At 64.2% G+C, this 12674-nt stretch carries 13 protein-coding genes; 9 read left to right on the top strand and 4 right to left on the bottom strand.

Annotation, left to right across the window (positions count from 1 at the left end; translation table 11 throughout):
- Positions 1-3: 3 nt before the first annotated feature.
- Positions 4-615 (bottom strand): TetR/AcrR family transcriptional regulator, encoded by a 612-nt coding sequence (locus tag M2333_RS02460; RefSeq protein WP_264578469.1) that lies wholly within the window; start codon positions 613-615, stop codon positions 4-6.
- A 77-nt stretch (positions 616-692) separates the two neighbouring features.
- Here M2333_RS02460 and M2333_RS02455 point away from each other — a divergent pair, with 77 nt between their 5' ends.
- Entirely contained in the window at positions 693-1055 is a 363-nt protein-coding gene (locus M2333_RS02455) for a darcynin family protein (RefSeq protein ID WP_264570866.1), read from the top strand.
- An 82-nt stretch (positions 1056-1137) separates the two neighbouring features.
- On the opposite strand, the gene M2333_RS02450 is transcribed toward M2333_RS02455, so the two are convergent.
- From M2333_RS02450 to M2333_RS02440, 3 genes are all read right to left on the bottom strand, one after another.
- Positions 1138-1704: an FKBP-type peptidyl-prolyl cis-trans isomerase gene (locus M2333_RS02450; protein ID WP_264610749.1), complete on the bottom strand. Its 567-nt coding sequence runs from the start codon at positions 1702-1704 to the stop codon at positions 1138-1140.
- A gap of 67 nt (positions 1705-1771) precedes the next feature.
- Entirely contained in the window at positions 1772-1978 is a 207-nt protein-coding gene (gene rpsU / locus M2333_RS02445; protein WP_181560196.1) for a 30S ribosomal protein S21, read from the bottom strand.
- Positions 1979-2154: 176 nt separating this feature from the next.
- Positions 2155-3888, bottom strand: a complete 1734-nt coding sequence (locus M2333_RS02440) for a bifunctional metallophosphatase/5'-nucleotidase (protein ID WP_264612548.1) — start codon at positions 3886-3888, stop codon at positions 2155-2157.
- Positions 3889-4062: 174 nt separating this feature from the next.
- Between M2333_RS02440 and M2333_RS02435 the strand changes: the two genes are divergently transcribed.
- The 8 genes from M2333_RS02435 (at position 4063) to M2333_RS02400 (ending at position 12661) form a co-directional block, all read left to right on the top strand.
- Positions 4063-4821, top strand: a complete 759-nt coding sequence (locus M2333_RS02435; RefSeq protein WP_264610748.1) for a class II aldolase/adducin family protein — start codon at positions 4063-4065, stop codon at positions 4819-4821.
- A 58-nt stretch (positions 4822-4879) separates the two neighbouring features.
- The gene (locus M2333_RS02430) at positions 4880-6982 is read left to right on the top strand and encodes a prolyl oligopeptidase family serine peptidase (protein ID WP_264610747.1); all 2103 of its coding nucleotides are present in this window, start codon (positions 4880-4882) and stop codon (positions 6980-6982) included.
- Positions 6983-6992: 10 nt separating this feature from the next.
- Positions 6993-7553 (top strand): (2Fe-2S)-binding protein, encoded by a 561-nt coding sequence (locus M2333_RS02425; protein WP_181560199.1) that lies wholly within the window; start codon positions 6993-6995, stop codon positions 7551-7553.
- 121 nt (positions 7554-7674) lie between these two features.
- Positions 7675-8616, top strand: a complete 942-nt coding sequence (locus M2333_RS02420) for an RcnB family protein (protein WP_264610746.1) — start codon at positions 7675-7677, stop codon at positions 8614-8616.
- Between the two features lie 148 nt (positions 8617-8764).
- Positions 8765-9454 (top strand): prolyl hydroxylase family protein, encoded by a 690-nt coding sequence (locus tag M2333_RS02415; protein ID WP_264610745.1) that lies wholly within the window; start codon positions 8765-8767, stop codon positions 9452-9454.
- Positions 9455-9614: 160 nt separating this feature from the next.
- Positions 9615-10055 carry an RcnB family protein gene (locus M2333_RS02410; protein WP_264610744.1) on the top strand — a complete coding sequence of 147 codons (441 nt, stop codon included), beginning with the start codon at positions 9615-9617 and terminating at the stop codon, positions 10053-10055.
- A 185-nt stretch (positions 10056-10240) separates the two neighbouring features.
- Positions 10241-12073, top strand: coding sequence for a DUF885 domain-containing protein (locus M2333_RS02405; RefSeq protein WP_264610743.1), 1833 nt, complete (start codon positions 10241-10243; stop codon positions 12071-12073).
- A gap of 141 nt (positions 12074-12214) precedes the next feature.
- Positions 12215-12661, top strand: a complete 447-nt coding sequence (locus M2333_RS02400) for a hypothetical protein (protein ID WP_264573273.1) — start codon at positions 12215-12217, stop codon at positions 12659-12661.
- Positions 12662-12674 lie beyond the last annotated feature (13 nt).

Raw genomic sequence — 12674 nt, 5'->3', positions numbered from 1 at the left:
TCTTCACCGACAGCCGAGATAGCCGCGCACGGCACGGCCGACGCGTTCTTCCAGACCGGGCCGGTCCAGCTCTCCATGCGCACCAGCCGCGTCGACCATGCCCTTGATGATCGCGAGCATATCCTGCGCGGCAAGCGCCGTATCGGCGTGGGGTGGAAGATCCGGGCGCTGTAACACGCCGGTGACGATCTCGCGGAGCCGCACGCTCACCGCGTGAACTGCCGGATCGAGCGGCAGCCGCGCCTCCTCGATATCAAGAAGGCGCGCCAAAACGGGGCGCCGGAGTTGATGCGCGACCGCTGCTGCGATCAGCAGAGCCAGCGCCGCCTGCCCCGTCTCGGCCGTTGTCGCCGCCTCCCAATCGGCGATCAGCAGCGCGGCTTCCCGCAAAATCAGCGCGCCAATCAGGGCGTCCTTGCCCGGAAAGTACTGATACAGCGACCCGATGCTGACGCCGGCACGTTCGGCAACGGCATTCGTGGTCAGTCCGCCGAGTCCCTTTTCCTCCAGAATGCGAGCCGTCGCTTCGACGATGGCCTTTACCGTCTCCAAAGAGCGGCTCTGCCGCGGCGATTTTCTGGGGATGGAGCGCTGCTGGGAAGGGATGTTGGTCATGACGTCAATGCGAGTAGCCAATCTTGAGCATTTGCTCGCATTTAGTCCGCGCAGACACAGACTGACAAGGACCTACCATGACTCATGCAAGCCTTTCGTTCGAACCCGCCCTCACCGTCTTCATGCTCGTCAAGACGTCGCCGGAGTGGCTCGGCTTTCCCGTCGATCAGCGTTTCGCGCTGCTGGGTGAGCAATTCGCGCCCATTTTGCGCAAGCACGCCGGCAAGGTTGCGCTGCGCTTCTTCGACGTGGAGTTCTACGCGACGCGCGTCACCGACATCTGGATGTGGGATGCGATCGACCACCACGCCTATCAGTTGCTGGTCGAGGACCTGCGGGAAACAGCCTTTTGGGACCGTTATTTCGATATCGTCGAAATTCTGACCGGTGTCGAAAATGCCTATGCCAAGAATTATGGCCGGCCGGTCATTGGCGGATGAGGCGTTCAGCCGGGTGACGGCCCAGATGCCGGGCCGGGAATGGGATGTGTGAAGCGGGCGCCGGATCGGCGCCCCTTCGCCATCAGGGCTGCGGCATCTCCGGCGCGCCCGGCGGCATCGCGCCCGGGCCACCCGGACGTCCGCCCTGCTGCTGCATCATCTGCTGCATCTGCATCATCTGCTGGGCCTGCATGACCTCGGCACGGGATTTGAACTCAAGCAGCTTGATCTCGAACTGCAAGGGCGTGTTCGGCGGGATGACGCCGCCCGGAGGGGGGCTGTCGCCATAAGCCAGCTCGGCGGGGATCCATGCGCGAATGCTGCCGCCGCGCTTGAGCAGGGTCACCGCCTCGGCAAAGCCGGGGACCAGCGACTGCAGGTCCATCGGCGCGCTCTCATTCTCGTCGAACACCGTACCATCGGGCAGCGTGCCCTTATAGGCCACGAGCGCAAAATCATCGAGCGTGGGGCTTTCGCCCGACCCTTGCGTGATCATCTGATAGCGCAGGCCGCTGGCGGTATGACCGAACTGGCGGCTGCCGGCCCAGGCCAACACCGCCGCAACGGCCAGCACCAGCACGACCGCAAGCCAGAAACGACGAACCGAACCGCGCCGGATGGGCTGCAAGGGAACCGCCGTGACGGACATGGGCCGTGCCTCTTCTTATTGAAACCGGGAGAATCAACAGGGCCGCAAACGCGGCCCTGAATGCACCTTAACGGGCGCCGTCGCGCTCGGCGCGCTTGCGCTCCAGCTTGCGGGCACGACGGATGGCCGCAGCCTTCTCGCGCGCACGCTTCTCGGAGGGCTTCTCATAGTGACGACGGAGCTTCATCTCGCGATAAACGCCCTCACGCTGCAGCTTCTTCTTGAGCGCCCGCAGCGCCTGGTCGACGTTGTTGTCGCGCACGATGATTTGCATAAGCTCGTCAGTCTCCAGTTCTATCGCTTGTCCGCAGGGACCGGAGCACACTCCGGACGCGGTATCAATCTGCCTAAAATAACATACGCCGCGACAACCTGCCACGGCGGAACGGGCTGCCCTTATCAGGGTGACCTTACCGGATCAAGACCGGAAAGGCTTGGAAAAGGCCACAATCATTGCGGTGTGACATTGCGGATGCGGTCCAGGGCAGGTGGGCCGCGATGCGAGTCGCTGGCGATATACACCTCCAGCGCGTCCACATCCACCGGCCCTTCCGCCAGCACCGGCACCGGCGCGAACAGCCGCAGGCCATCACCGCCCTGCGCGATGAAATTGTTCATGGCGACCCGATAGGTCCCCTCGTCTCGCACCGCCGCGCCATTCAGGCGGATGTTGAAGACGCGTGCGCCGGCGGGACGGCTGGCGTCGAATTCATAGCTGAATCCCCTGGAAACGCTGAGGATCGACGGGCGATCGCCACGGGTGAACTGCTGCTCCAGCGCGGCACGGATATCTGCGCCCGAGAGCTGCTTGACGAGCACCACATTGCCGAAGGGCTGCGCGGAGTAGAGATCGCCAAAGCGCACGCTGCCATCGGCCAAGGGCGCGATGGGCGCGCGGAGCCCACCGGGATTCATAAGGGCCAGCTGCGCCCCGCCCCGCTCCGGCGCTTGTACGGAAGCCAGCTGCGCATCCGCGATGAAGTTGCCGAGCGTGCTCTGGCCGCTCACATCGGCGATCTGGGTCAGGCTGCCGGCCAGCTTGCCGACGACTCGGTCGCTCACGCTGGAGGCCGCCGTGCGATAGCGGGCCACGAGATCGGTCAGCTCGGGCTGGGCGACAGGCGCATCCTCGCGCTGCTCCACGAGAACGTTCTCGGCCCGCTTGTCGACCAGCCGATGTGCGGCGACATCATAATCGAGCGTGATGCGGGTGAGCAGCGTGCCATATTGCCCGGCGCTGGTGGCAAGGAAGGGCCGAGCCGGATCGACCGTGCCATAGCGGCAGACATAGGCCTGATGGGTATGGCCGGAAATCACGAGATCGAAAGCAGGATCGAGCCGCGCCATGATCTGCGGCAGCGGTCCGGAAAGCGAGCCGCAATCGCCGGGATCGCCCTCCCCACCCGGATAGCCGCCTTCGTGGATCAGCAGCACCAATATCTCTGCCCCGGCCTGCTTGAGCGCGGCGACATAGCTGTTGGCCGCCTCCGCTTCATCGAGGAAGCGCAGATTGGCGACACCGCTGGGCGCCACGATCTCCGGCGTGCCCTTGAGCGTGACGCCGACGAAACCGATGGTCACCGTCTTGCCGCCAGCGACGGCAAAGCGCTTGAGGCCATAAGCCGGGAACAAGGTCTGCCCATCGGCCTGCTGCACATTCGCCGCAAGAAAGCCAAAGCGCGCGCCCGGGAAATCGCTCATCACCTGGCAGGGCTGCAATCGTGTAAACTGCGTGCAACCGCCGGTCTGCATCCGCCGCAGCTCGTCCGGCCCGCGATCGAACTCATGATTGCCCACCGAGTTGAAATCAACGCCGACCGTGTTCATCACGCGGATCGTCGGCTCATCGAGGAAATGGCCGGAGATGAGCGGCGACGCGCTGATCATGTCGCCGGCGGAGACCACGGCGCTGTTGGGATTCTCGGCCCGCAGGCGGGAGACGGCCTGCGCAAAGTGGATCGCGCCGCCCGCTGCCGTGCGCGGCGCATCGGCAGCGGCGCCCGGTGGGAGCACGGTCTGTCCGACAGTATCGATATGGCCGTGAAAATCATTGAAGGCGATGATCTGCAGCCGCGCAATGCTGTCGCTACCCGGCGATGCGGGCCGCTGCGCCGTCTGTGCGCAGGCGCCGAGCAAGAGAAGGCCAAGCGGGAGGCTGGCGCGGATCATCGAGGAAAATTGCATCGTCACTCGTCCATAGCTGGCGAAAAGTGGGTCTCTGTTAGCAGATGCTCCGGGTCATCGCGGTGACAGCGGCACAGGCCGCCGCCTTTCACTCGACAACCCGCCCTCTCCCGCGCATCATCCAAGCCATCGCCCGACGAGACCCAGGAGGGTCCGGCGCAAGGAGAGAGGATCATGGCCACAGCCGCCCAAACACACCCGATGAGCGATGCCGAATGGCAGGCCCGCCAGCAATTGGCCGCCTGCTACCGCATCTTTGCGCATATGGGCTGGGACGAACTGATCTATAATCACATCTCGCTGCGCGTGCCGGGCGAAGAGCAGGCATTTCTCATCAACCCTTTCGGCCTCCATTATTCCGAGGTCAAGGCATCCAATCTCGTCAAGATCGACATTGACGGCAACACGCTGGATCGCAGCCCGCACCCGGTCAACCGCGCGGGCTTCGTGCAGCACAGCGTCTTCCACCGCCATGTGCCGGATGCGCATTGCATCATCCACACCCATACTACGGCGGGCATGGCCGTCTCATCCACGCAGGAAGGGCTGCTGGCGACGAATTTCTATGCCGGCTTCCTGGTCGGCAACATCGCCTATCATGATTTCGAGGGCGTAACCGTGCGCACGGAGGAAGGCGCGCGCCTCGTGGCCAATCTGGGTGACAAGCGCTTCATGATCCTGCGTAACCATGGCTTGCTGGTGATGGGCCAGACGTTGCCGGAGGCATTCCTGCGCTATTTCGTATTCGAGCGGGCTTGCGAGATCCAGCTGGCGACGCGGCAGGCGGGCACGCCGCTGATCATCCCGGACGAGGTGCTGGCCGTGCATAAGCGCGACATGTTTTCGGCCATTCCGGCCGAGCGGTTCGGGATGCTCGACTTTGCCGCGATGGTGCGCGTGATCGACCGGATCGACCCGAGCTGGCGCGACTGAGCATTGCTCCAGCACGCCGCTGGTGGCAATCAGGGGCGTGTTTCCGGGAAGATTCTCCATGAAGGTATTGGCAATGGCGGCTGCGATCACCCTCGCAAGCGGAACAACGGCGGCTACGGCAGACACTGTGGCGCAGGACGACCCCTTCCTCTGGCTCGAGGACTGGCATGGCGAGAAGTCCATGGCGTGGGTGGAGGCGGAGAATGCGCGCACCGTGAACGTGCTCCAGAACGACCCCAATTACCCCGGCATGGTGAAGGACGCGATTGCCATCGCCACCGCGACCGACCGCATTCCGATGCCGAGCCTGATCGGCGGGCGCATCTATAATTTCTGGCGCGACGCCGCCCATCCGCAGGGCATCTGGCGCCACACCAGCACCAGCGAGTATGCGCAAGCCAGCCCGCGCTGGACGACCGCGCTCGATCTCGACGCGCTGAGCAAGGCCGAGGCGAAGAAATGGGTGTGGAAAGGCGCCACCTGCCTTGAGCCGGATGAGCGACGCTGCCTGATTTCGCTCTCTGACGGTGGCGAGGATGCCACCGACATTCGCGAGTTCGATCTCACCACCGGCACCTTCGTCAAGGGCGGTTTTGCGCTCTCCACGTCGAAACAGGGTGTCGACTGGGTGGATGCCGACACGCTCATCGCCTCGCGCGACTGGGGCGAGGGCACGCTGACGGCATCGGGCTATCCGTTCGTCGTCAAGACGCTGAAGCGCGGCGCGCCGCTGAGCGATGCCACAGAGGTATTTCGCGGCGCGAAGGAGGATGTCGGCGTGTGGCCGGCGGTGCTCAACGATGGCGCTGGCAACCGGGCGGTGATTCTCGTGCGCTCGCGCACCTTCTTCGAGAATGATTACATCCTCGTCACGCCGCAGGGCGTGCGCAAACTGCCGCTGCCGGCCAAGTCCACGCTCTCGGGCATGATTGCCGGCCGGGTAATCCTCAAGACCAGCGAGCCCTGGCGCGGCGGCGGCGTGGACGTGCCGACTGGCAGCGCAGTGGCGATCGCGCTCGATGATCTGCGCGCCGAGCGGACGCTGGTGCCCCAAATATTGTTCGCGCCGGGCGCCCGGCAATCGGTCGAGCAAGTCGCCACGACCCGCGACCATGTCATCCTCGCCACCACGGACAATGTGCGTGGCCGCGCCGCCGTATTGACGCCGACCGCAACGGGCTGGGCATCGACCGCGCTGACGCTGCCCGACAATGCCTCCATCGGCATCGCGGCGGCCAGCGACCGGGACAATGCCGCCTATCTGTCTGTCACCGGTTTTCTTCAGCCGACAACGCTCTGGCAGATCGATGCCGCCAAGCCGGCGCCGGTGCAGGTGAAGGCCCTGCCCGCGCGCTTCGATGCCAGCGGGCTGGTGGTCGAGCAGTTCGAGGCCAGTTCTACCGACGGAACGAAAATTCCCTATTTCATCGTCCACCGTGAAGGGATGGCTCGCGATGGCAGCACGCCGACGATCATGACGGCTTATGGCGGTTTCGAGGTTTCCTATACGCCGTCCTACTCCGCGCTGATCGGCAAGCTCTGGCTGGAGCGCGGCGGCAGCTTCGTCGTCGCCAACATCCGTGGCGGCGGGGAATTCGGGCCGGCCTGGCATCAGGCCGGGCTCAAGACCAAGCGCCAGATCATCTATGATGACTTTGCTGCCGTCGGCCGGGATATCTTCGCGCGCAAGCTCTCCAGCCCCAAGAAGTTCGGCATCTTCGGCGGCTCCAATGGCGGGCTGCTGATGGGCGTGGAGTTCAATCAGCATCCCGAGCTTTGGAATGCCGTGGTCATTCAGGTGCCGCTGCTGGACATGCTGCGCTTCGAGCAGATCGCCGCCGGGCCGAGCTGGGTCGATGAGTATGGCAGCGTCTCGGTGCCGGAGGAAAAGGCGTTCCTCGAGACGATCTCGCCTTACCATAATGTGGTGAAGGGCAAGGCCTATCCCGAGCCCTATATCTGGACGACGACAAAGGATGACCGCGTCGGCCCCCAGCACGCCCGCAAGTTCGCGGCGCGGCTCAAGGATTATGGCATCCCCTATCTCTTCTACGAGGATACAGCAGGCGGCCATTCGGGCGATGCGGACATCGAGCAGAGCGCCCGGCTGAAGGCGATGGAAATGGTCTACTTCACCCGCAAGCTCGTCGACGGCAAGTGACGCGGGGCCGATGACCAAGTTCACCGTCAACGACCGCCCGGTCGAATATAAGATGGACCCGCAGACGCCCTTGCTGTGGGCATTGCGGGACGCCTCCAACCTCACCGGCACCAAATATGGCTGTGGCACGGGCGACTGTGGCGCCTGCACAGTCGACATTGACGGTCTCGCGATTCGCTCCTGCCAGGTCACGATCGCCGCGATGGAAGGCCGGTTCGTCACGACCATCGAGGCGCTGTCGCCCGATCGCAGCCATCCTGTGCAGCAGGCCTGGGCAGCGCAGATGGTGCCGCAATGCGGTTACTGCCAATCCGGCATGATCATGGCGGCCTCCGTGCTGCTGCGCCGGAACAGCAACCCGACCGACGCGCAGATCGACGCGGCGATGACCAATATCTGCCGGTGCGGCACCTATCCGCGCATTCGCGAGGCGATCAAGCAGGCGGGGCGCATCATGCGCGGCGAGGAGCGGGTCGCGGCCGCGCCGGCGCCGGGCATCGCGCCGGCAGACGCCGCGCGCCATGTGCCCGCCATGACGCCGCCCAATGACGGGCGCTCGACCGCCGATTGAGCGTCCCGCTGCGAGACAAGCTTTCGCATCGCTGTCAGCAATGTTCAGCATGACGACAGCGGCCTTGTCGTAAACACATCCTTAATGGCGAAGAACCGCCTGCTTTGAGGATGTAACCACGATGAGCCGTCTTTTGACCTTCGGCCTGCTGGCTTCCACCATGCTGGCCACAGCGCCGGTTGCTGCGCAGGAGCGCAGCGCCAACCGGGGCGACTGGATCCGCAACCAGAACCAGCAGCAGCAATCCGCGCCCCGGCAGGACGGTGGCGATCGCCGGCGTGACTGGTCGGGACAGCGCGGTGGACAGTCGCGCGGCGAGGGCATGCGCCCGCAGCCGGCTCCGCAGCCGCGCGCGCCCGCTACGGTGACCACGACCCGCGTCGCGCCGTCCGATGCGCCCCGCCCCAATTGGCAGGACCGTCGCGCACCCGACCAGGCCGGACGGCCCGATAGGCCCGAGCAGCGCGAGCGTCCCCGCGATCAGCCGCGAAGCTGGAATGACACCAGCCGGAACAATGCCAACTGGCGTGACGACAACCGCCAGCAGGCGGAGAACCGCGCAGAATGGGAACGTCGCCGCGAGCAGGCCAATCGCGATGGCAACCGCACCGACTGGCGGGACCGCGACGATGCGCGCCGCTGGGATGGTCGCCGCGACAATGACTGGCGACGCAATGACAGCACCAGCCGGGACCGCGCCGACTGGGAGCGGCAGCGCCTGAACGAGCGCCAACGCTGGGCCGACCAGCGCCGCTGGGACAATCGCTGGCGCAACGACCGGCGCTATGACTGGCAGCGCTACCGTACGCAGTATCGCTCGGTCTACAGGATGCCGACCTATTACGCGCCCTATGGCTGGAACTACGGCTATCGCCGCTTTTCGATCGGCATCTACCTGAACGACATGCTGTTCGGGCGGAATTACTGGATCAGCGATCCCTACGAGTACCGCCTGCCGCCCGTCTACGGCTCGCTGCGCTGGGTGCGCTATTATGACGATGCGCTGCTGGTCGACACGCGTGACGGCTATGTCGTCGATGTGATCCACGACTTCTTCTGGTGAGCGGGTCGGCGCCCGCACCAAGCCCTTCCTGAGCGGCCTTCAGGAAAGACTGGGCCGGTTCCCGCTTCGGCAGGGGCCGGTCCTTTTTTGGGTGCTGGCGCACCGCCTCCCCTTGCTAAGCCCGGGATCGGGATGGCAGGAGGCAAGCATGAAGCAAGATTGGCCAGATGACGCGGAACTTCCCTCGCAAGCCCGCGCTGAGATCGGCGTCCGCGTGCGCCAGCGCCTCTCCCGCAACCCGATGATCAGCCGGGTGCAGACCGAGCGGGCCGAGATGTTCCTGCGCCACGGGCTTGTGACGCCCAAGGAATGCAGCGAGCTGATCGGCAAGATCGATGCCGGGTGCAAACCCTCCAAGCTGTTTTCCGGCACCGAGTCGGGGTATCGCACCAGCAGCAGCTGCAATCTCGATATCTACGATCCGCTTGTGGTCGCGGTGACGAAGCGCATTGATGCGCTGATGGGCATCGAAGGCGACTATGGCGAGTTGTTGCAGGGCCAGCGTTATTACGAGTCCCAGCAATATCAGCTCCATTGCGATTATTTTCCCGCGAAGGTGCACTATTGGCCGGCGATGCGGGCGACTGGCGGACAGCGCTGCTGGACGGCGATGGCCTATCTGTGCGACGTCGAAGCGGGCGGCGAGACGCAGTTTCCGCGCTTGGGCGTAACGATCCCGCCCCGCACCGGGACGCTGCTGATCTGGAACAATATGACCGCGGACGGCAGCCCCAATTACGATACGCTGCATGCGGCCCTGCCCGTTACCAAAGGCGCCAAATATGTCGTGACCCGCTGGTATCGCGAGCGCCCGTGGGAACCGCGCAATAAACCGTGACTCCGGGCTCAGCCACGCGGGGAACCTCAGACAAATTGCGACACTTATGAGCGAAAGCTGACACAGGCGTTCGCGCGCCATTCAGCCCGTCGAGCCGATAAGGATCAGGCGACCAAGGCCGCAGAATGAGGCGCCTGGCCGGCACTGAAAGGAGTGTCACATGATGAAAAAGTTTCTGCTCGGCGGGCTTGCAGCCCTCACCCTCATCCCCACCACCGCGATGGCCCAGCCCTATCATGCCCAGGACCGGCAGGATGTGCGGGAAGCTCGTCGCGACGTGAACGACGCCCGTCGCGATGTTCGCGATGCCAAGCGTGACCTGCGCGACGCTCGCTGGGACTATCGGCGCGAGGTGCGCGACTATAATCGCGAGCGCCCGTGGCGTGCGGCCCCGTTCAAATATCAGAGCTTCAAAGCAGGCGTCACCATCCGGCCCGTCTATTACGGCCGCAACTATGTCGTGAATGACTGGCGTCGCTTCCACTGGGATGCCCCCCGTGCGAACCAGGTCTGGGTACGCCATTATGACGACGCACTGCTCGTGAATACGCGCACCGGCAGGGTCGTGAAGGTGATTCACAACGCCTTCCGTTACCGCTGACCACGCGTCCCTTTTCGGGATAAGAATGAAGAGGGCCGCGCCGACATTCGGCGCGGCCCTTTCTATGCGCCTAAGCATGCTTCCCCGCGACGAAACGAGCCGGTCGAGCGTTGTGATGAACGGCGCGCGGCGCTACGCATCGATGCATGCGATCCCCCGATCGACCTTCCCGGAAAGGATTTCCCATGTTCCGCGCCCAGCGCTTTACCCGCAGCCTCTCGTTGCTGCTTGCCGCCACCGCTTCCGCCACGCCATTGCTGGCCCAAACGCCTGCGGCGCAACCTGCCGGACAGACTGCCTCGAGCGAGGATCAGCGCCTGACCGCGCTCTTCGCCCGCGCCAATGAGGCCACGCTCGCCAACAACCCGCTCGATGCGCTGTTCCGGGGTGATATGCGCCATGCCGACCGCATGGGCGATTATATCAGCGACGCCTATTTCGCGACCGAGCGCAAAATCGCGCAGGACAATCTCGCCGCTCTCCACGCAATCAACCGCGACCGGCTGAACGCCCAGAACAAGATCGCCTATGACGTGTTCGAGTGGGAAGTGCAGGACAAGCTGACGAAGCTCAGCCCGCCGCTGGTCAATATTAGCGCGGTCATCCCGATCAATCATTTCACGGGGCTGCACACCTTCTACCCGACCTTGTCGTCCGGCAAGGGCGCGGCGCCGTTCAAGACGCTCGCCGACTATGAGAACAACCTCAAGCGCCACAAGGACTATGTGCGCTATCTCGACCGCGCGATCGGCCGCTTCCGCCAGGGCATGGCGAGCGGCGTTGTCGAGACGAAGCTGACCATCGGCAATACGATCTCGCAGCTCGACGCCCTGCTGGCCCAGCCGGTGGACGAATCGCCTTTCTACCAGCCGGTGAAGGATTTTCCCGAGGACATCGCGCCGGCTGACCGGCAGCGGTTGACCAAGGCTTATCGGGATGCGCTGATCAACGAGATCAACCCCGCCCAGAAGCGGCTGCGCGACTTCCTGAAAGCGGACTATCTGCCGGTGGCACGCGAGGGCGTTGGCCTCAGCGCCATGAAAGGTGGCGCTGAGCTTTATGCCGCGCTGGTCAAGAGCATGACGACGCTGCCGCTCACGCCGGATTATATCCACAACCTCGGCCTTTCGGAGGTTGCGCGCATCCGCAGTGAGATGGAGCAGGTGCGGGACGAGGTGGGATTCAAAGGCACGCTCGGCGCTTTCTTTACCCATTTGCGCGAGGCCCCGGAATTTCACCCCAAATCACGCGAATGGATGACGGAGGAATTCTACCGCATCGGCAAGATCGTCGATGAGAAGGTGCCGAGCCAGTTCTCGACGCTGCCCAAGGCGAAGCTGGAAATCCGACCCTATCCCGAATTCCGCGAGAAGTTCGAGGCGGGCGGCTCCTATGAGAATGGCACGCCCGATGGCACGCGCCCGGGGGTCTTCTACTTCAACGCCTATGACCTGCCGTCCCGCAGCATTCCGGGGATGACGACGCTCTATCTGCACGAAGGCGCGCCGGGCCATCACTTCCAGATCAGCCTCGCGCAGGAAAATGCAAGCCTGCCCGACTTCATTCGCTTCGGCGGCAACACCGCCTATGTCGAAGGCTGGGCGCTGTATGCCGAGACGCTGGGCTACGATTTCGGCCTGTTCAAAGACCCCTATCAGCGCATGGGCCATCTTGACGACGAGATGCTTCGCGCGATGCGGCTGGTGGTGGATACCGGCATCCATTCCAAAGGCTGGACCCGCGATCAGGCCATTGCATACATGCTGGATAACAGCTCAATGGGGAAGACGGACGCCACCGCCGAGGTCGAGCGGTACATCGCCATGCCGGCGCAGGCCCTCTCCTACAAGATCGGCGCGCTGACCATCCAGCGGCTGAAGAAGAAGGCGCAGGCGGCGCTTGGCGACCGGTTCGACGTCAAGGCCTTCCACGATCAGGTGCTGATGACCGGCGCGCTGCCGATGAGCGTGCTGGAGCGCAAGATCGACGATTGGATTGCCCACGCCAAGGCTCGGTAATCGGCTGCGCCCTGTGTGCACCCGGTGGCCCCGCCCAAGCGAGAGCCACCGGGATTGACCCCGACATCGGCCTCAATCACTATTGCAATTCGTTCGCAATAGCATATCCTACCAGCCTTCATTCTGAAGGAAGGGGTCGCCATGACCAGGGATTTATCCGCTCTTTTCGCCTTTCGGGACCTGCGGTCCTTTCCGTTGACGGCCATGCACCTCATCATGGCCGCGCGGCTGTGCATTATCTACGGCCAGTCAGGCCGTGATCCCGTGCCGGACCTCGCCGTCCGCTTGCGGTCCATGGATGCCGCCCGGCGCGTCATTCTGCTCGTGCGGGGATTGCAGGAGGGCTGGCCCGAGCATTTCCTCGTGCATCGCCCCTGCGCAATGTCGCTCAGCCCTGACGAGGCGCTGCTTGGCGATCTGGCGCTGACGGCGATCCAGGGCGACGAGGCGGAGGCCACGCGCCTGCTGCGCGAGACGCTGCCCTGCGATGTCACGCATTTCCTCTTTCACCAGACCGTCGCTGCGGTGGCGGCCATCCGGTCCGCACAATTGCAGCCGCATCGTCCCGAGAACCGATGCGGCTGCTGAACTCGGGGAACGT

Origin of the sequence: Sphingobium sp. B11D3B, from assembly GCF_025961735.1 — a bacterium.
GTDB lineage: Bacteria > Pseudomonadota > Alphaproteobacteria > Sphingomonadales > Sphingomonadaceae > Sphingobium.
Note: the sequence above shows the minus strand (reverse complement) of the source record. Positions and strands in the feature narration are given on the sequence as shown.

Coding starts and splice junctions, on each gene's coding strand:
- M2333_RS02460 (WP_264578469.1), bottom strand. CDS start 615: ATGACCAACATCCCTTCCCAGCAGCGCTCCATCCCCAGAAAATCGCCG.
- M2333_RS02455 (WP_264570866.1), top strand. CDS start 693: ATGACTCATGCAAGCCTTTCGTTCGAACCCGCCCTCACCGTCTTCATG.
- M2333_RS02450 (WP_264610749.1), bottom strand. CDS start 1,704: ATGTCCGTCACGGCGGTTCCCTTGCAGCCCATCCGGCGCGGTTCGGTT.
- rpsU (WP_181560196.1), bottom strand. CDS start 1,978: ATGCAAATCATCGTGCGCGACAACAACGTCGACCAGGCGCTGCGGGCG.
- M2333_RS02440 (WP_264612548.1), bottom strand. CDS start 3,888: ATGCAATTTTCCTCGATGATCCGCGCCAGCCTCCCGCTTGGCCTTCTC.
- M2333_RS02435 (WP_264610748.1), top strand. CDS start 4,063: ATGGCCACAGCCGCCCAAACACACCCGATGAGCGATGCCGAATGGCAG.
- M2333_RS02430 (WP_264610747.1), top strand. CDS start 4,880: ATGAAGGTATTGGCAATGGCGGCTGCGATCACCCTCGCAAGCGGAACA.
- M2333_RS02425 (WP_181560199.1), top strand. CDS start 6,993: ATGACCAAGTTCACCGTCAACGACCGCCCGGTCGAATATAAGATGGAC.
- M2333_RS02420 (WP_264610746.1), top strand. CDS start 7,675: ATGAGCCGTCTTTTGACCTTCGGCCTGCTGGCTTCCACCATGCTGGCC.
- M2333_RS02415 (WP_264610745.1), top strand. CDS start 8,765: ATGAAGCAAGATTGGCCAGATGACGCGGAACTTCCCTCGCAAGCCCGC.
- M2333_RS02410 (WP_264610744.1), top strand. CDS start 9,615: ATGATGAAAAAGTTTCTGCTCGGCGGGCTTGCAGCCCTCACCCTCATC.
- M2333_RS02405 (WP_264610743.1), top strand. CDS start 10,241: ATGTTCCGCGCCCAGCGCTTTACCCGCAGCCTCTCGTTGCTGCTTGCC.
- M2333_RS02400 (WP_264573273.1), top strand. CDS start 12,215: ATGACCAGGGATTTATCCGCTCTTTTCGCCTTTCGGGACCTGCGGTCC.